At 61.6% G+C, this 18,520-nt stretch carries 15 protein-coding genes and 3 pseudogenes; 11 read left to right on the forward strand and 7 right to left on the reverse strand.

Translation table 11 applies throughout. The features are described 5' to 3' along the window. Positions 1 to 11: 11 nt before the first annotated feature. Positions 12 to 1,409 (reverse strand): winged helix-turn-helix domain-containing protein, encoded by a 1,398-nt coding sequence (locus DIE06_RS00220; protein ID WP_124659625.1) that lies wholly within the window; start codon positions 1,407 to 1,409, stop codon positions 12 to 14. Positions 1,410 to 1,961: 552 nt separating this feature from the next. Here DIE06_RS00220 and DIE06_RS00225 point away from each other — a divergent pair. The 7 genes and pseudogenes from DIE06_RS00225 (at position 1,962) to DIE06_RS38775 (ending at position 8,133) form a co-directional block, all read left to right on the forward strand. Then, on the forward strand, positions 1,962 to 3,446 hold the full coding sequence (locus DIE06_RS00225) for a catalase (protein ID WP_124659626.1): 1,485 nt from the start codon (positions 1,962 to 1,964) through the stop codon (positions 3,444 to 3,446). Between the two features lie 39 nt (positions 3,447 to 3,485). After that, positions 3,486 to 4,127, forward strand: a complete 642-nt coding sequence (locus DIE06_RS00230) for an HD domain-containing protein (RefSeq protein ID WP_124659627.1) — start codon at positions 3,486 to 3,488, stop codon at positions 4,125 to 4,127. 193 nt (positions 4,128 to 4,320) lie between these two features. Further along, complete coding sequence (locus DIE06_RS00235) at positions 4,321 to 5,157, forward strand: alpha/beta fold hydrolase (protein WP_124659628.1); 837 nt, start codon at positions 4,321 to 4,323, stop codon at positions 5,155 to 5,157. 217 nt (positions 5,158 to 5,374) lie between these two features. Next, complete coding sequence (locus tag DIE06_RS39500) at positions 5,375 to 5,746, forward strand: DUF3331 domain-containing protein (protein ID WP_409364480.1); 372 nt, start codon at positions 5,375 to 5,377, stop codon at positions 5,744 to 5,746. 283 nt (positions 5,747 to 6,029) lie between these two features. Continuing rightward, on the forward strand, positions 6,030 to 6,908 hold the full coding sequence (locus DIE06_RS00245) for a hypothetical protein (RefSeq protein ID WP_260433499.1): 879 nt from the start codon (positions 6,030 to 6,032) through the stop codon (positions 6,906 to 6,908). A 12-nt stretch (positions 6,909 to 6,920) separates the two neighbouring features. Next, positions 6,921 to 7,889, forward strand: coding sequence for a DUF6708 domain-containing protein (locus tag DIE06_RS00250; protein ID WP_124659630.1), 969 nt, complete (start codon positions 6,921 to 6,923; stop codon positions 7,887 to 7,889). Next, positions 7,886 to 8,133: pseudogene (locus DIE06_RS38775) on the forward strand (PAAR domain-containing protein). The gene DIE06_RS00250 and the pseudogene DIE06_RS38775 overlap by 4 nt, the downstream one beginning before the upstream one ends. Before the next feature lie 1,080 nt (positions 8,134 to 9,213). On the opposite strand, the gene glmS reads toward DIE06_RS38775, so the two are convergent. Continuing rightward, positions 9,214 to 11,043, reverse strand: coding sequence for a glutamine--fructose-6-phosphate transaminase (isomerizing) (glmS, locus tag DIE06_RS00260; protein WP_124659631.1), 1,830 nt, complete (start codon positions 11,041 to 11,043; stop codon positions 9,214 to 9,216). A 155-nt stretch (positions 11,044 to 11,198) separates the two neighbouring features. On the opposite strand from glmS, the gene DIE06_RS00265 reads away from it, so the two are divergent. Then, complete coding sequence (locus DIE06_RS00265) at positions 11,199 to 11,696, forward strand: Lrp/AsnC family transcriptional regulator (RefSeq protein ID WP_124659632.1); 498 nt, start codon at positions 11,199 to 11,201, stop codon at positions 11,694 to 11,696. A 36-nt stretch (positions 11,697 to 11,732) separates the two neighbouring features. Here the strand turns inward: DIE06_RS00265 and DIE06_RS00270 are convergent, their stop codons facing one another. Together DIE06_RS00270 and DIE06_RS00275 are read right to left on the reverse strand one after the other, a co-directional pair. Continuing rightward, positions 11,733 to 12,278, reverse strand: a complete 546-nt coding sequence (locus tag DIE06_RS00270) for a methylated-DNA--[protein]-cysteine S-methyltransferase (protein ID WP_124660034.1) — start codon at positions 12,276 to 12,278, stop codon at positions 11,733 to 11,735. Between the two features lie 51 nt (positions 12,279 to 12,329). After that, positions 12,330 to 12,704, reverse strand: a pseudogene (locus DIE06_RS00275) (Ada metal-binding domain-containing protein); the annotation flags it as partial. A gap of 345 nt (positions 12,705 to 13,049) precedes the next feature. On the opposite strand from DIE06_RS00275, the gene DIE06_RS00280 reads away from it, so the two are divergent. Beyond that, positions 13,050 to 14,342 carry an MFS transporter gene (locus DIE06_RS00280; protein ID WP_124659633.1) on the forward strand — a complete coding sequence of 431 codons (1,293 nt, stop codon included), beginning with the start codon at positions 13,050 to 13,052 and terminating at the stop codon, positions 14,340 to 14,342. Positions 14,343 to 14,459: 117 nt separating this feature from the next. Here the strand turns inward: DIE06_RS00280 and DIE06_RS00285 are convergent, their stop codons facing one another. Beyond that, positions 14,460 to 15,563, reverse strand: coding sequence for a LacI family DNA-binding transcriptional regulator (locus tag DIE06_RS00285; protein ID WP_124659634.1), 1,104 nt, complete (start codon positions 15,561 to 15,563; stop codon positions 14,460 to 14,462). A 102-nt stretch (positions 15,564 to 15,665) separates the two neighbouring features. Between DIE06_RS00285 and DIE06_RS00290 the strand changes: the two genes are divergently transcribed. Beyond that, complete coding sequence (locus DIE06_RS00290; RefSeq protein ID WP_124659635.1) at positions 15,666 to 16,502, forward strand: NAD(P)-dependent oxidoreductase; 837 nt, start codon at positions 15,666 to 15,668, stop codon at positions 16,500 to 16,502. A 31-nt stretch (positions 16,503 to 16,533) separates the two neighbouring features. Here DIE06_RS00290 and DIE06_RS00295 read toward each other — a convergent pair. Both DIE06_RS00295 and DIE06_RS00300 read right to left on the reverse strand, forming a co-directional pair. Beyond that, a pseudogene (locus tag DIE06_RS00295) lies at positions 16,534 to 16,696 on the reverse strand (DUF1330 domain-containing protein); the annotation flags it as partial. Positions 16,697 to 16,707: 11 nt separating this feature from the next. Next, on the reverse strand, positions 16,708 to 17,175 hold the full coding sequence (locus DIE06_RS00300) for a MerR family transcriptional regulator (RefSeq protein WP_124659636.1): 468 nt from the start codon (positions 17,173 to 17,175) through the stop codon (positions 16,708 to 16,710). Positions 17,176 to 17,250: 75 nt separating this feature from the next. On the opposite strand from DIE06_RS00300, the gene DIE06_RS00305 reads away from it, so the two are divergent. Next, the gene (locus DIE06_RS00305; protein WP_124659637.1) at positions 17,251 to 18,486 is read left to right on the forward strand and encodes an NADH:flavin oxidoreductase/NADH oxidase family protein; all 1,236 of its coding nucleotides are present in this window, start codon (positions 17,251 to 17,253) and stop codon (positions 18,484 to 18,486) included. Positions 18,487 to 18,520: the final 34 nt, after the last annotated feature.

Below are 18,520 nucleotides of genomic sequence, written 5' to 3' on the forward strand. Positions count from 1 at the left end.
TGACCGCCGTATTATTGCTCCGTACGGCCCACCCGCAGTTTCTCGTCTGCGTAGGCTCGTACGGTATTCGACAGTTGATACGCGACAGGGTTGGACTGGGGGACGGGGGTCACGAGTGATTTTTCGACCAACTCGATTATCGAAGATGTGACCTTCAATTCGGACATCTCGCCACAGCTCACCGTGCGATGCGCGGCAGTCAACGTGAATGGTTCGTCGAATACGCTCAGCGCATTCAAAACGGTCTTGCAGGATTGAGAAAGGGGCTCGTAACTCCAATCGATTGAAGCGCGAAGCGTCTTGTGTCGAGATGGAGACGTACGGAAACCGTGTATCAGGAGTTCGAACCGATTCTTCAATTGCTCGGCGACGCCATCGAATCCCAACGCCGGTACGCATTCCGCGGACAACTCGATAGCAAGTGGCACGCCATCGAGCGCTTTGCAGATTCTGGCGGCGGCCATCATGGCGCGGCGGTCGGACATGACAAATGCATCCCCGACACGGTCGAGAAGCAGGGCCACGGAGGGATAGCGCTCTACGTCATCGATTGCTTCGTCAGGGGGAAGCTCAAGAGGAGAAACCGGCACTACTGATTCGTTCCGAACCCGCAGCGCCTCACGACTCGTAGCCAGTAAGCGAACCGTTGAGGTCGCCTCCAAAAGCGTCTCGGAAAGTTCGGAAATCGGGCCGAGAAGATGTTCGCAGTTGTCGAGCAGTATCAGGATGTGCTTGCCTTCAATGCACTGAAACCGCAGCTGGGTCGCCCCGTCGGGAACGTACGGAATCAGCGCCGATGCGATGAGAGACGGAAGCTCGTCCGGGGTGGTGATCGAACCGACCTGGACGATGCAAACGCCGTCCGGAAATCGATGCGCAAGCTGACTCGCCGCTTCAACTGCAAGTCTGGTTTTTCCGACCCCTCCTGCGCCGACCAGCGTCACCAGGCGTGAAGTTTCCAGTCGACCTGCAATCGCCATTTTGTCGGCTTCGCGTCCGAACCAGCGAGAGGTGTATTGGGGGATCCGAGGCTTGCGGCTGTCTCGGTAAGGCGAGGTACAAGTAAAGGCCGGACCGGGAGCGGGTTCGGATGCTTCGCGCAATTGACCGACGAATTGATACCCGCGTCCCGCGACGGTGACAATCGCTTTCCGGTCTTCAGACAAAGCACGTCGCAGCGACGAAATTTGAGCTTCCAGGGCGTTCTCCCCGACGATACGCCCGCGCCACACCGCCTCCATGATTCTGTTCTTGCTGACCGCCACGCCGCGTTCTTCGAGCAACAGCAAAAGGAGGTCGAATGCTCTGTTGCCAATCTCGACCCTCTTGCCTCCGTGCACCAGCTCGCGCCGATGCGCTGAGACGACGGTCTTACCGAACTCATAATCGCTATCAGGTAGTGTGACCATCGCAATGCTCCACAACGCTGTCGTTGTAAGGCGCTCCTGTGTGGCGGCGCAGCAAGAACCGATTGTTAGACCTGAAAGCCGGAATATCTAGTTATAAGATGTTAATTTTCGATAAATGAAAGGCATGCAATTTTAACAAAGCTTTCGATATGGAAAGCATTCGAAATAATGGCTGCGGGTGGATTGTCGGTGTGCTTATTTTTAAAAGTCGGGCGTGTTTGCAAGGTATGAATTCCGACGCAGGCGCTACCCTGCTTGATACCGATGATCAGGTGGTGGTCTTCTCTGAATCCTGTCGCGTCTGGCCGAATCGAATAGTCTGCCTGCTTTTTTCAGGATGCGTCAGGCCGCATACAGGACTCGTTTTCGGGTTTTCGATATCGTGGTTGCGATCAAGAAATTTGCCATTGCCGAATCCAGTCGTCTCGCTTGTCCGAGGCAAAGCGCGACCCCGGCGAGGTCGTCAGGCAAGACCGCGGTGACGGGGGCTGCGCGATAGCCGATGACATTCGCCGCGAACAACTCAACGGTAACAATCTGACGAGGTTCATGATGAGCAAGCTCACTACGGCTTTTGGTGCACCGGTTCCCGACAACCAGAACACTCAAACCGCCGGACCCCGTGGTCCCGCGCTGCTACAAGATGTGTGGTTTCTCGAAAAGCTGGCTCATTTCGACCGGGAGGTCATCCCGGAGCGCCGCATGCATGCGAAAGGGTCGGGCGCCTTCGGCACCTTTACGGTGACACATGACGTCACGCGATACACGCGGGCGAAAATATTCTCGAACATCGGGAAAACGACTGAGATGTTTGCCCGTTTCTCGACGGTTGCCGGAGAGAGAGGGGCGGCAGACGCCGAGAGAGATATTCGCGGCTTCGCGTTGAAGTTTTATACGGAAGAGGGGAATTGGGATTTGGTGGGGAACAATACGCCGGTCTTTTTCTTGAGAGACCCGCTGAAGTTCCCTGACCTTAACCATGCCATCAAGCGTGACCCGAGAACCGGCCTGCGAAATGCCGAAAGCAACTGGGATTTCTGGACACAGTTACCGGAGGCTTTGCATCAGGTCACGGTCGTGATGAGCGACCGCGGTATTCCGCGCTCGTACCGGCACATGCATGGCTTTGGAAGCCATACGTTCAGCCTCATCAATGCGAGCAACGAACGGTTCTGGGTGAAGTTCCATATGCGAAGCGAACAGGGAATCGAAAACCTGACCGACGAGGAAGCCATGCAGATTGCGGGCTCCGACCGCGAGAGCCACCACCGTGACCTCTACGAGAGCATAGAGGCTCGACAGTTTCCGAGGTGGAAGATGTACTTTCAGGTCATGCCCGAGAAAGAAGCTTCCGCATACAAGGTGAACCCGTTCGACCTGACCAAGGTCTGGTCGAAGAAGGATTATCCGCTCATCGAAGTCGGGTACTTCGAACTGAACCGTAACGCAGAGAATTGGTTCGCCGACGTGGAGCAGGTTGCATTCAATCCCGCGAACGTCGTCCCGGGAATCGGCTTTTCCCCGGACAAGATGCTGCAGGGGCGTCTTTTTTCCTACGGTGACGCGCAGCGATACCGATTGACGGTCAATCACTTTCAGATTCCCGTGAACGCGCCGCGCGCTGCCACGCATACCAACAGCTATCACCGTGACGGCGTTCTGCGTGTGGACGGCAATCAGGGCGGCACGACTCCCTACAATCCGAATACGAAGGGAGCATGGCTTGACCAGCCGGATTTCAGCGAGCCGCCGCTGTCGATCGAGGGGGCGGCTGACCACTGGAACCATCGCGTCGACGATGACTATTACTCACAGCCCGGTGACCTGTTCCGTTTGATGACGAAGGCCCAGCAGCAGGCACTGTTCGATAACACGGCTCGGGCGATGTATGGCGTCTCCAGGCCTGTCCGTGACCTGCACATCGAGCACTGTACGAAGGCCGACCCGGCATATGGCGCTGGTGTTTCGGCGGCACTCGAGTCTCTCGATGCGAAAGTCTCCAGTGCAGCGCGGTCGGAGCCTGAAGTCACCAAGTAAGGCTGAGCTTTTGGGAGCAGGACAACCGGAGATACTCGAATGACTTTCAGCGTCAACAATGTTGCTATACCGGATAGCAAGATGGCTCGCGAGATAACGGAAATTGTGAGGGAAACTGCGCCACCGCTCCTGTTTCATCACTCGAGCCGAGTCTTCTACTTCGGTGCGCTCGCCGGCAAGCATCGTGGGCTCAAGTTCGACCCTGAACTGCTCTATTGTGGTTGCATGTTCCACGACATGGGCTTGACGAAAAAACACAGCAGCAGCAACGAACGGTTCGAAGTCGATGGTGCCAATGCGGCACGGGACTTCCTGAAGCGTAACGGCATCGCGCAGGCCGATATCGATACGGTCTGGACGGCGATTGCGCTGCATACCACGCCCGGTATCCCGCAGCATATGAGCCCGGTCATCGCACTTGTCACTGCCGGCGTTGAAATGGACGTGCTGGGCTTGACCTATCCGGAGTACAGCGACGAGGAGCGTGAGTCCGTCGTGCGGCAACATCCCCGAACCGAACATTTCAAGGAAGACATCATTCAAGCGTTCTATGACGGAATCAAGCACAAATCCGATACAACGTTCGGGAACGTCAAGGCTGATGTCATTGCAGACAAGGATCCGACCTTCTGTCCAGGCAATTTCTGCAGCGTAATACGTAATTCGGCGTGGTCTGCTTGACTTCGGTGAAGCCTGCTCCAGCGATGACCGGGGAGGGGGCAGGGTTGGGAGTGTGATGTGGGCGCCGTCCTCCGGATGGTGCTTGGCGAGCGGATGGGCTGAAGCCTCCGGCTCGCCGGAGCGTTTGAAGGTGGTCGCCTTGGTCGCAAGGTGCGGACGAAAGTCAAAACTGTTCAATCGAGAGAGGATTACCATGCCGTTCGTCACAACCAAAGATAGGGTAGAGATTTTCTACAAGGATTGGGGTCCTAAGGACGCGCAGCCCATCGTTTTCCATCACGGCTGGCCTCTATCGTCGGACGATTGGGACGCCCAGTTGCTGTTCTTTGTTCAGCGGGGATATCGCGTTGTGGCACACGACCGCCGAGGTCATGGACGTTCGTCGCAGGTCTCGGAAGGCCACGACATGGACCATTACGCAGCCGACGCGTTTGCGGTCGTGGAAGCGCTCGATCTGAAGAACGCCATTCATATCGGACACTCGACGGGCGGCGGCGAAGTCGCGCGGTACGTCGCGAAGCACGGTGAGCCAGCCGGGCGTGTTGCAAAGGCTGTACTCGTCAGTGCAGTTCCGCCTTTGATGCTGAAGACAGAGTCGAACCCGGAGGGTCTTCCGATCGACGTGTTCGACGGTCTCCGCGCCGCACTGGCGGCGAACCGGGCGCAATTCTTTATCGACTTGCCGGCCGGTCCGTTTTATGGCTTCAACAGGGAAGGCGCGACCGTGCATCAAGGCGTTATTCAGAATTGGTGGCGTCAAGGAATGATGGGTAGCGCGAAGGCGCACTACGAGGGCATCAAGGCGTTCTCCGAAACGGACCAGACAGCCGACTTGAAGGAAATTTCGGTACCGACGCTCGTGCTGCATGGTGAAGACGACCAGATTGTTCCAATCGGCGACGCAGCGCTGAAGTCCATCAAGCTGCTTAAAAACGGAACGCTGAAAACATATCCGGGCTTCTCCCACGGCATGCTGACGGTCAACGCGGATGTCCTCAACGCCGAGCTGCTGGCATTCGTTCAACGCTGATCCTGCCTCCGAGGAAAGTGCAGGATAGGACGATACTGCCCTTTCCTCAACCGAGTCTCGTATCGTTTCTGCCGGCCTTTGCGGCACATGTTCGGTCGGCCGATGCTATGTCGATGCAAATTCCACTGAAAAAATATTGGCAGTACTGATTCGTGTGTGAGCCGTCTTTGAGAGAGCGGAGGCGACGGTGGGTGAGTTCGATGGAAATTCTCCGTGGATGCATGTCGTCACGCTCCTGTCAGAGAATGGCAGTCCCCGCGCGCAGGTTTCCGCGGGCCGTGACAGGTGCAATGCACGCCGAATTCTTGATATACGTTGGCCGGAAGACGTGCAAATTCGCATTCTTGAGCGATTGTCCGATCACACCGTCTCGTTGGCCTGGGGCCATCCTTGCCGTGGATACTTCGGCTGCCAGACGTGGCACCGCACAACGGCGAGGAAGTGCGGAATCTGCTCGTTGACTGGAGAGAGGGTGTTGCAGGGCGAGCAGATTTACACGCTTGCCCGGTCCGCAAGGGGTGTTCGTCGAATAAATGAAGTATTGCTGGCGCGCCACGTCGACGCCATTCTGGAATGTGGCACGCAGTAGCCGTGTTTCTCAGGCCCTCTCCAGACGCCTGATAGTGGCTATCCGGATTAGAAGTCGTTACACGATCGGCCGCAGGCCGGGGGAGTGAGAAATCTTCCGCTACCTCAATGGGTTGGCGAAAGCGTAAACGCTTTTGATTCCTCGTCGCGTTGCCGAAACTGACACGCGAATGAAAAAGTGCATGAATTTCGGGCATCCGGATTAGAAGCGTTTACGCACGCCAGGCAAGGCTTTTCGGGGACTTGTCAATTTCGATGGGGTATACGGTTCGGTAAACCAGTGGGTGAACTACATCGCCCGTCAGATGCAGGAGATGATGCCGGGCCGGCAGAAAATCAGCGTGCAGGACCTGAAGAAGCAGCTTCAGGACAAGGCCTCTGTCGGGGGAGGCGTCGACCCGGAAATCAAGGCGAAGCAGTTCGTGCCAGTCGAAAGCCCGGCGACAGAGGCCGCTGCCCTGGCAAGCGTCAAGGCAAAACCCGGCTTCGAGAAGTTGGCCAGCGCGACGCTGACGCCCGACGTGGTCGAGACGATTTACATGCCGAAATTCCGGCTTATGACGAAGGGGGAACCTGGGTTTGCTGGCATCGGGGCGATATTCAGTGCCATCAATCTTCGTTTTGCTCGTGAAGAGTTGAAGAAGTCGAACCGGTTCAATCAAACGGAAGCTGGCATCAAGTTCGACAACGCTATCGGTGGGCTCGTGGCGGGCGTTGCGCAATATGGCTCCGCTACAATTGGCGCGTTCGAAAAGGCGGGTGCTCAGTTGGGTGCTGGCTGGCGTGGATTGGCAGGCGCCCTCGAGTTCGCCGGAAAGTTTGGCGGCGCAGCGGTCGGACTCGTATCTGCGGCGATTGACTTCTATCACGCCGGGCAGGATGCGAAGGAGGGCAACGCAACAATGTTTATCCTGGATACAGCGTCAGGGTTTGTAGGTCTTGCTCTCGCTTTCTCCGTCCTCTTCCTCTCTGCCTCCGCTGCGGCTGTCGTTGCCTTGCCACTTCTACTTATCGCTGCCCTCATTGGTATCCTCATCAACTACTTCAAAGGAAAGGAAGTGGATGAGTGGCTTGAACGATGCTTTTTTGGGTTGAAAGAGGCCAAAGACCGGTTTCCGACTCTGGCCGAAGACCAAAAGGCATTTGCGGCAATGCTTTCGTGATGGAGAAAAGAGATGGCATTTGATGGACTCTCGTGGTACCGCCTGAAGCGGCCGGTCAGCGAGGAAGAACAGGCTGCTCGCCTGGCAATCGGACAGCCTGCGTCTGACACACCCAAGGATGACCGTTCGGTGTTCTCGATGAGCGATACCTGCCTCGAGGTCCGCAATGGAACCTATTCGGAGAAGGGCTGGGGAGTCTTTGCGTTTATGTTGCCAGGGCTCGGCTCATTGGCGGCTCTCGCGTTTATTCTTTGGCTGATGACCCACCTACCCCCAATCTACGAGCAGCGAGGACAACAGGGTCTCATGTACGGTGCGCTTGGCTTTTTCCTGTTGGTCGCGCTTTGTTTCTCGGGGCTTGGCATTTGGGCATTGACGCGCGACTGTTTCAACTACATCAGCAAACCCGTCCGCTTTGACCGGCGCAACCGGATGATTTATGCGTTCAAGCACAATGGCCCTGGCGGGGTTGTATCGGTACCCTGGGATAGTGCCTTCCTGTACGTTGAACGCAAACCCAGACAGGGCCTAGCGCGCACCACGCCGCGTATGGTTCGCTGCCTTGTTCTTGACGAAAAGGGACTGGTTAAGGACACGTTTTCGGTAGGAACACGAGTCGTCTTGGCATTCGATGAGAGCAGTGTGGGAGGCCAGGAGGTCATGAAAATCCTTTACCAGGACTTCGAGTTCTACCGGCGATTTATGGAGGAAGGCCCCGCTTCCGTGCCGCCCGTGACTGAGTTCCTGCCGAGGGGGGCCTCCCTGCGCAATTCGCTTAGGTTGAATTTTGAAGGCTGGTCTGCCCTGACTAACTCGCGCAATCCGATGGTGTGGCTGGTAATGGGGATTGGCGTACTTCCAGCATTCGTTTTCTCCCTGATGCAGTGGTTCGCCCAACTGACTTGCCGCGAACCGGTGTGGCCCGAAAATATCGAACGTGCATGCAATGCCGAGGCTCCGTCCAAGGGGCTTCCTGTATGAGCCGACGGTTCATTCGTCAGGGCGATAAGACTGACCGCAACGGGGTTGTGATTGACGGTATCGCCGGGACCTCGTTTCAAGGTCAGCCTTTCGCTTATCTGGGCGCCACAGTTCAGTGTCCCGCCTGTGGCACGACGGGCGTCATCATAAGCAGGTCGCATTGGAGAACGATTTGTGCCAATGCAAGTGTGAGCCACTGCCGAAGCTGGTGGCGTCGCAGACTCTTGGCTCAATAAAGACATGACACTCCGACGTTTCGGATGAACGTGGAACCATTTTCGGCTACTGGGCTGTTGAGGCCGTTGCCCTTGTTGACCGCCTAGAGCTGAATGACTCTTCGTTGGGTGAGCACATTGTCGACCGGAAGAACTCGGTAAATTTCGCGGGGACGATTACGGAACCTGCCACTGCATCGCCCATAGTCATCGCCCCGCAGATGGTGCACACCGGTCAGGTCTGCCCCGGAACGGCATCTGGAAAGCCACGTTCCTGGCGTGCTGGTTCAACAGGGTGAGCGCATGCCTGACGTCTTCGCTCCGGACAAGACTGGAGCGTATCGCCCACAGTCCGCTCTCTGGGAGTTTGAGCACAAAGCGTGAGTTTCTTGTGGCCGGCGTTACTGAAGACGCACGCCGGCCGCTCAAGTTGTTGTCGGATTTGCCGTTACAGAAATGAAAGACTGCCGAATTGGGCAGAAGGAATAACCGGACCAGGAACAAACGACGTGGAACCGTCGCGTGGTTCAACGCCAATTGATTGCCCGTGGATATCTGCGTGGGTAGCTGAACATCGTACTGCAGGTGAATTCACGGTAGGCGCGTCCCCTGAGATATAGCGAGAAGTATGGGTCGCGATTCATGACCGGTATGCCTTGTAAGCAGAACTTTCCGCGCCTTCGTCAACAGAACTATTAGAAATCAGCACCTTCAGGCTCTGCTGCCATGGAAACTCGGTACCTGACTGCGCCGGAGAGGGCTACATGCTCCGGGCTCTGGGAGGTAGGTGCTCGGCCCACTTCTTTTCGCCCCCGTTTTTTATGGGGAAAATCTGCTACGGGAGGTGGAGGCGCGTCTATTTGGAGCCACGGGGCTAACGGCATGAGACCGGGGGCGATGCCCCGAACCCCCGCTTGATGGAATCATTTCGGTGAAACTTTTTCGGAATTTCCCCTCTGAAGTGGGTAATTTTTCGTTGCAGGATTAGAAGCGTTTACGTAACAAAAACAAGTGTTTGGAGACAAAAACTGGTTCTAGACGGATTAGAAACGTTGACGTGTAAACGCTTCTAATCCGGATTGCCAATAGAGCGGCATACCGCTCTATCATCACTCCACCGTCACCGACTTCGCCAGATTCCTCGGCTTATCGATATCCGTCCCCCTCGCCAACGCCGCGTGATAAGCCAGCAATTGCATCGGCACCGTATGCAGAATCGGCGACAGCGGCCCGTAGTACTCATTGAGCCGAATCACTTCGATCCCGTCGCTCGGCACCAACCCGCAATCCACATCCGCGAACACAAAAAGCCTGCCGTTCCGCGCACTGACTTCATGCATGTTGGACCGGAGCTTTTCCAGAAGCGCATCATTCGGCGCCACCGCAATAACGGGCATTTCATTGCTGACCAACGCCAGCGGCCCGTGCTTCAACTCCCCCGCGGGATAAGCCTCCGCATGGATATAAGAAATCTCCTTCATCTTCAGCGCGCCTTCCAGCGCGATCGGATAATGCATCCCTCGCCCGAGAAACAGCATGTTGTCGCGTCGCGCGAGCAGTTCCGACCAACCCATGATCTGCGGCTCCAATGCGAGCACCTTCGACATCGCATCGGGCAGATGCCGTAGCGCACGCAGATGCTCCTTCTCCTCCTCATCGCTCAACCGCCCGCGCACCTGCGCCAGTGACAAAGTCAGCAGAAACAACGCCACGAGCTGCGTAGTAAAAGCCTTCGTCGACGCCACCCCGATCTCGATCCCCGCCCGCGTGACGAACTGCAGCGCGCATTCGCGCATCAGCGCACTCGTCGCGACGTTGCAGATCGCGAGCGTGTGCATCATCCCGCGCTGCTTCGCGACATGCACGGCGCCGAGCACGTCGGCCGTCTCGCCGCTCTGCGACACCGCGACGACCAGCGTGCGCGGATTCGGCACGCTGTCGCGATAGTGAAACTCGCTCGCGATCTCGACACTCGCCGGCAGCTTCGCGATGCTCTCGATCCAGTATTTCGCGGTCAGCGCCGCGTGATAACTGCCGCCGCACGCGAGCAGCAACACCGAATCGACGTCGTTGAACACGCGCCACGCGCCGTCGCCGAACAGCTCCGGCATGATCGACGCGACGTCGAGCAGCGTATCGGCCACCGCCTGCGGTTGCTCGAAGATTTCCTTCTGCATGTAGTAGCGATACGACCCGAGATCGGCCGCGCCGCTATGCGCGGCCACCCGCTGCACCGCGCGCTCGACGCGCTGGCCGGCCGCATCGACGATCCAGTAACGATGCAGCTGGATATCGGCAACGTCACCGTTCTCGAGGTAAGCAATGCGATCGGTGATACCCGACAACGCGATCGCATCCGACGCCAGGAAATTCTCGCCATCCCCGACACCGACGACGAGTGGCATCCCGTCACGCGCACCGACGATCCGGTGCGGCTCGTCGCGGCACATCACCGCGATCGCATAGCTGCCGCGCAGTCGCGCGACGGCGCGGCGCACCGCGTCGAACAGGTCGCCGTCGTACAGGTGGTCGATCAGGTGCGCGATCGCCTCGCTGTCGGTCTGGCTCGCGAACACGTAGCCGTGCGCCTGGAGTTCCGCGCGCAGTTGATCGCAGTTCTCGATGATCCCGTTGTGCGACAGCGCGATGCGCGCATTGTCGTCGCTGGGCGAGAAGTGCGGATGCGCGTTGAGCGTGACGGGCGCGCCGTGCGTCGCCCAGCGTGTATGCGCGATGCCGGTGTAGCCCGACAGCGCATGTGCGGCGATCTCGCGCTGCAGGTTGGCGACGCGATCGACGCTGCGCGCGCGTGCCAGCGCACGGTCGCGATAGACCACGACGCCGCACGAGTCGTAGCCGCGGTATTCGAGCCGTTTCAGCCCGTCGACGAGGTTCGGCAGGATGTCCCGCTGGGCAACCGCCCCGACAATTCCACACATATCACGCTCCGTAAATGTCCTGTCTGGACCGTGACAGCGATGGTAGAGGCGCACGAATGGAATTAAATTTCAAAATGGATCGATAAATGAAACGAGCCAGCGATCAGATATCATGTTGAAATTAAATTTCACACCATGACCGGAAGGAGCCGCGGATGGCCGGCATTACGCTCGACGATCTCGACCTGCGCATTCTCGCGATCCTGCAGGACGACGCATCGGTATCGAACCTGCAACTCGCCGAGCGCGCGCTGTCGTCGCCGCCGACCTGCATGCGTCGCGTGCGGCGTCTGACGGAAGCGGGCGTGATCCGCCGCCAGGTCGCGGTGCTCGATCCGGTTGCGATCGGCACGGCCGTCACGGCGTTGATCGAGATCAGTCTCGACCGGCAGACGGCGGAGGACTACGACGCGTTCGAAGCCTACGTGTGTGCGGAGCCGGCGGTCACGCAGTGCTACCGTGTGTCGCCGGGGCCGGATTTCGTGGTGCTGGCCGATCTGGCCGACGTCGCCGAATACGACGCGTTCGCGCGGCGGCTGTTCACCGGCGCATCGAACGTGCGCAACGTGCGGACGTTCTTCTCGACGCATCGCGCGAAGTTCGAGGCGAACGCGCGGGTCGCGCATGCGATGCGCAAGCGTAGCGACGGCTAGGCCATACGACGCACGCCTGACGGTCCACGGGCGGCGTCAGAACGCGAGCGTTTGCTGCACCGGATAACGCGCTCCGCGAGCGAACCCCGCGCCTTCGAGCGACAACAACGCGCGTTTCCGTTCAATCCCGCCTGCATACCCGGTCAGGCTGCCCGACGCGCCGATCACGCGATGGCACGGCACCATGATCGACACCGGGTTGCGGCCGATCGCGCCACCGACGGCGCGCGCCGCGCTCATCGGCAGTCCGACGCGTTCGGTGATGTCGCCGTACGACACGAGCTCGCCGAATGGAATCGCGAGCAGTTCCTTCCACACACTGCGCTGGAACGCGGTGCCGCGCAGATGAATCGGCACCGAGAAGGTTTCGCGCGTGCCGGTGAAATATTCGGCGATTTCTTCCGCAGCCTTGCGCGCGAGTGGCGACACGACGCGTGCGTCCGTGTCCGTGTCCGCGTCCGCAACGATCGCCAGCGACGGATAGTATTTCTGGCCAACGAAAAACAGGCCCGTCAGCGCATCGTCCTCGATACGGATGGCGATGTCGCCCAGCGGGCTCGGAATCAGATGAGCGGGAGTCATCGCGAAGCTTCTCCTTGAAGGCGCCACACATTCGGCGACACGCCGAACTGCGCGGCGAAGATGGCGCTCGGTCACGCCGACTCGCTGCGCGAGCGCGTCGACGGAGCGCGCGTTCAGGAAACCGTCGTCGATCAGCGTGGCGGCCGCGTCGGCGAGAGTGCCGGACGGGTCGAGCAGCCCGTGACCGGGCGCAAGCTCGGGCCGGCAGCGCATGCATGGCCGAAAGCCGGCTTTCTCCGCGGCGACGGCGGTCGGGTAATAACTGCAGTTCCGCGCCTTCGGCGGTTTCACCGGGCAGACGGGGCGGCAATAGACGCGCGTCGTCGACACGCCGACGAAGAACCGGCCGTCGAAGCGGCGGTTCCGCGAAAGCAGGGCGTCGTAGCAGGTGTCGGGATCGAGGCGCATGCGACGACTGTAAACCATCCGCGCCGCCGGTTCTGGCTGGAATCGGACATGTGCATCGACCCGCCGGCCCGCGTCATGGCCCCGTTTCGCCCGCAGGAAAATCCCGGAAAAACGGTTAATGCCATTCTGCGAAACAGTCGTCTCTTTTTGCGCGGCCAATTTTGAGATGACTCATCGAAATCCCCGACTGACACCGCACCGGGCCACGCCCTATCCTTTGAAAAACGTTTTCCAGAACCCGACGGACGAGCGGCCGTGCCACGAAAGGGGCGGGCCGCCGCCCGCCCCGGCGCCCGTCGCCGGTCACGGACAGACAACATCCAGCGGCGGCGCGACGGGCGCGGCCGCGCATCGGAGACACTCATGCAATCTGCCGTCGTCGGCGCGGTGCGCGCGGCCGCCAGCCGCTACCGCTGGATCGTTTGTGCGCTGCTGTTCTTCGCGACCGTCATCAACTACATGGATCGACAGATCCTCGGCCTGCTCGCGCCGATGCTCCAGCACGACATCGGCTGGAGCCAGGTGCAGTACGGCCGGATCGTGATGGCGTTTTCCGCGTTCTATGCGATCGGCCTGCTCGGCTTCGGGCGCATCGTCGACTGGCTCGGCACGCGCATCTCGTATGCGGTCGCGATGCTGGTGTGGAGCATCGCGGCGATGTTGCATGCGGCGGTCGGCTCCGTGATGGGCTTCGCGGCGGTGCGCGCGCTGCTCGGGATCGGCGAGGGCGGCAACTTCCCGGCCGCGATCAAGACGACGGCCGAATGGTTTCCGCGCCGTGAACGCGCGCTCGCCACCGGCATCTTCAACTCGGGCGCGAACATCGGCGCGGTGTTCGCACCGGCGATCATCCCGGCGATCGCGGTGGCCTACGGGTGGCGCTCGGCGTTCGTGATCGTCGGCGCGATCGGCATCGTGTGGCTCGCGGTGTGGCTGGTGCTCTATCGCACGGCCGACACGCGTGCGCTCGCCGCGGAGTACGACGAGCCGCGCGACGAAGCCGAAGCGCTCGACGCGGCGAATGCGGACGCCGGTGCGCCGCGCTGGGGCGAACTGATCCGCAAGCGCGAGACGTGGGCGTTCCTGATCGGCAAGTTCCTGACCGACCCGGTGTGGTGGTTCTACCTGTTCTGGCTGCCGAAGTGGCTCAACGAGTCGCGCGGGATGGACATGCAGCATATCGGCCTGCCGCTCGTGTGCATCTATGCGCTGACGACGGTCGGCAGCATCGGCGGCGGCTGGCTGTCGTCAGCGCTGCTGCGCGCGGGCTGGAGCGTGAACGGCGCGCGCAAGACGGCGATGCTGATCTGCGCGTGCTGCGTGCTGCCGATCGCCTTCGTGTCGCAGGTGCAGAACCTGTGGATCGCGGTGCTGATCGTCGGCCTCGCCGCGGCCGCGCACCAGGGCTGGTCGGCGAACCTGTTCACGACGGCGTCCGACCTGTTCCCGCGCCGCGCGGTCGCGTCGGTGGTCGGCATCGGCGGGATGGCGGGTTCGATCGGCGGTGTGCTGTTCTCGGAAGTGATCGGCCAGGTGCTGCAACGCACGGGCCACTACTGGGTGCTGTTCGCGATCGGCGCGCTGGCCTACCTGCTCGCGCTGGCGGTGATGCACGTGCTCACGCCGAAGATGAAGCCCGCGAAGCTCGACGCGTGATCGCGTCGCGGCATACGAACGCGCCGCCCGCAGGCGGCGCGTTTTTATTTGAAGCGCCGGGAAGCGGCGCTCGTCAGCTGGAAGGACTGCAGGGGGCGAACGCGCGAGTCGACCGGCTCAACCGACCGCGGCCGTCGACGCACGCATGATCAGCCGCGGCTCGAACGTCGAATAGCTCGCGTCGGTGCGCCCGGCGAGCGCGTCGATCAGCTTCTGCATCGCGAGCTCGCCCATGTTTTCGCTCTGGATGTCGATAGTGGTCAGCGCGGGCGCCGCGTATTCGCCATACGGCACGTTGTCGATACCGGCGACGGATACGTCCTGCGGCAGCCGGAACCCGAGCGACGCGGCCTCCTTCATGAAGCCGAGCGCGATCAGGTCGTTGTAGCAGATCACGGCCTGCGGACGCTGCGGCCCGAGCAGCACGCGCGAACACGCGCGCTCGCCGGCGTCGGCGGTCGGCGCATGGGCGTCGTGCACGTCGAGCGTGAGCCCCGCTTCGGCGAGGCAGTCGCGCGCGCCCTGGATCCGTTCGTCGTTCACGCGCGCGGCCCCGAAGCCGAGGTACGCGATGCGCGTATGGCCGAGGTTGAGCAGGTGACGCGCGAGCATGTAGGTGGCGAGCCGGTTGTCGATGCCGACGCTCGGAATCGGCAGGCCGGGGCTGCGCCGCAGCAGCACGAGCGGCTTGTGCAGGTCGAGCATCCAGCCGGCTTCCTCGTCGGGCATCCGCGTGCTGACGATCAGCCCGTCGACGCGCTGCGCGAGCGCCTCGATCAACGAACGTTCGCGCGCCTGGTTCTCTTCGGTATCGACGAGCAGCAACGTGTAGTCGTGCTGGAGCGCGACGCGGTTCGCGCCTTTGACGACGTTGGTGAAGTACGGGTTGCTGATGTCGAGGATCACGAGGCCGATGGTGCGCGTGCGCCCGGTGATCATCGAGCGCGCGAGCGGGTTCGAACGGTAGCCGAGCCGCTCGATCGCTTCCTTGAGCCGCGCCTCGACGGCCGGCGAAAAGCGCTGCGTGCCGTTCACGTACTTGGATACCGTCGCGACCGACACGCCGGCTGCCGCGGCAACGTCGCGGATCGTCGGGGAAACTTTTTTCATCCGAAGGGTAACGTTTTCGTTCGATTGCACCGGATTGTGGCAGAAAAAGCCGGCGTCCGGCCGCCGGCCGATATCGGGAAAGTGCGGATGGCAACGAGCAGGTTCGGCCATTGACGTTCGGCTTTTGTCCCGCGTATAGTTGGAAAACGTTTTCCGATTCCGCCGGTTTCGGGCAGCGTCAAGGACACCTCAGAACCGATTCAAGGAGATTCGATGAACGCCACATCCACCGGCGCACGCAAGCCGTTCGGGCGCCTGCTGCTGACCGGCGCGGCCGGCAACCTCGGCCGTCAGGTGCGCGGCGCGCTGGCGAACTGGGCCGACGTCGTGCGCGTGAGCGACATCGCCGCGCTGGGCGATGCAGCCCCGCACGAAGAAACCCGGGTCGTCGACCTGGCCGACCGGCCGGCGGTGATGGAACTCGTCGACGGCGTCGATGCGATCGTCCACCTCGGCGGCATTTCTGTCGACGCGCCGTTCGACGATCTCGTCGATGCGAACATCACCGGCACGTACAACCTGTACGAAGCCGCACGCAAGCACGGCGTGAAGCGCGTCGTGTTCGCGAGCTCGAACCATGCGATCGGTTTCCATCCGGTCACGGAAGTGCTCGATGCCGATTCGCCGCAGCGTCCGGACAGTCTCTATGGCGTGACGAAGTGCTTCGGCGAGTCGCTGTCGCGCTACTACTTCGACCGCTTCGGGATCGAGACGGTGTGCCTGCGGATCGGTTCGTCGTTCGAGGCGCCGAAGAACCCGCGCATGCTCGTCACGTTCCTCAGCTATCGCGACTTCATCGAGCTCGTGCGTTGCTCGCTGCTGACGAACCGCGTTGGGCACGCGATCGTCTACGGCGTGTCGGACAACCCCGTGAAGTGGTGGGACAACACGAAGGCCGGTTTCCTCGGCTTCCGGCCGCAGGACAGCTCGGAGCAGTTCGCGGGGCTGTTCCCGATGACGGCGCCGACCGCCGAGTATGACGATCCCGCGCAACGCTACCAGGGCGGCGGTTTCGTCGTCGGCGAGCCGATGGAGCGCCACGCGAAGTAAGCGTCGCACGCGTCGCCGGCGTCGTGGCTCGGCGCAGGATGTCCATCGCCTTGTGCCGCTCATCCACGCCGTCGATCAGGATCAACCGGCCGCTCGCGTGCCGCGCGCGCAGCGGCTGGATCTGCCGGTAGGCATCCGATTCGTACCACGCGCGCCGTATCGAGATCGGGAAACGCGATCGCGATCAGGTCGCCGCGCCGTGCGCTCACGCGCGCTTGCGTATCGGCCGTGGGGGCGGCACCGATGCAGGTGCCGATACCGCCTCGGCCTCTTCCTTGCACAGCTTGTCGAGCATGCGTTGCGCGGCGCCCGCGCAATCCTCGCCGGCGGGCTTGTTCGCGATTTCGTCGATCAGCGCCTGCAGGCTGCGCCGGTTCTGCGCGAGCCGCTGTTCGAGCAGCGCGATTTCGTCGACCTTGTGCCGCAGCGTTTGCAGCAGCTCGTCGCGCGGCCACGCGCCGAGATCGGGCGGCAGCACCGCACGGATCTCGTCCAGCGCGAAACCCGCGCGTTGCGCGCGGTCGATGATCGCGAGTCGCGTCAGCGCTTCCGGCCCGTATTCCCGATAGCCGTTCGCCTGCCGGCGCGCCGGTTCGAGCAGGCCGCTCGCTTCGTAGAACCGGATGCGCGACGCCGCGATGCCGCTGGCGCGCGCCAGTTCACCGATCTTCATGGTGTGCTCCAGGGGGCTTGACCTTGAAGCTGACTTTAAAGTTATGGTTGGGCATCGTCAATCGAGGATGTCACCATGAACCTGTTTGCCCCCCTCACACTGCCCAATGGCGCGGTGATCCCGAACCGGCTCGCCAAGGCCGCGATGGAAGAGAACATGGCCGACGCGGAGCACGCGCCGTCCGAGGCGTTGCTGCGCCTGTACCAGGCATGGGCGGACGGCCGGGCCGGCCTGATCCTGACCGGCAACGTGATGGTGGACGGCCGCGCGATGACGGGGCCGAACGGCGTCGTGCTCGACAGTGACGCGCATCTCGACCGCTTCCGGCGGTGGGCGCGGGTCGCGCGCTCCGGCGGCGCGCACGTGTGGATGCAGATCAACCATCCGGGGCGCCAGATGCAGGCGGCGCTCGGCCAGACGACGCTCGCGCCGTCGGCCGTGCCGCTCGCGCTCGGCGCGCTGTCGAAGCAGTTCCCGGTGCCGAAGGAGATGACGGAAGCCGACATCGCCGACGTGCGGCAGCGCTTCGTGCGCGCCGCGCAGCTCGCCGAGCAAAGCGGCTTCACCGGCGTGCAGATCCACGCGGCGCACGGTTACCTGCTGAGCCAGTTCCTGTCGCCGCTGACGAACCGTCGGCAGGACGCGTGGGGCGGCAGCATCGAGCACCGCGCGCGGCTGCTGCTCGACATCGTGCGCGCGGTGCGTGCGACGGTGTCGCCGGAATTCGTCGTGTCGGTGAAGCTGAATTCGGCCGATTTCCAGCGCGGCGGCTTCAGCGCCGACGATGCGAAGCGCGTCGTCGAACTGCTGAATCCGCTCGGCGTCGATCTCGTCGAGCTGTCGGGCGGCAGCTACGAAGTGCCGGCGATGCAGGGCGAGGCGCGTGACGGGCGCACGTTGGCCCGCGAAGCGTATTTCCTCGAATTCGCACGGGACATCACCGCCGTCGCGGCCATGCCGCTGATGGTCACGGGCGGGATCCGGCGCCGCGCGGTGGCCGAGCAGGTGGTCGCCAGCGGCGTGGCGATGGTCGGCATCGCGACCGCGCTGTCGATCGATCCGAACCTGCCGCGCGACTGGCAGGCCGGCAAGGACAGCGCGCCGGCGTTGCAGCCGATCCGGTGGAAGAACAAGGCGCTGGGCGCGCTGGCGAACATGGCCGTCGTCAAGTTCCAGCTCGAGCGGTTGAGCGCCGGGCGGCGCACGCATCCGGACGTGTCGCCGCTGCGCGCGCTGGTGTCGCAGCAACTCGCCGCGCAGTGCCAGACGCGGCGTTACCGGAAGTGGATGGCGGGGCGGGCGGCGCGCTAGCCGCGAACGCCGCGAAGGCGGTGCATCGGGCTGC

The sequence above is a fragment of the Burkholderia sp. Bp8998 genome (assembly GCF_003854235.1).
GTDB lineage: Bacteria > Pseudomonadota > Gammaproteobacteria > Burkholderiales > Burkholderiaceae > Burkholderia.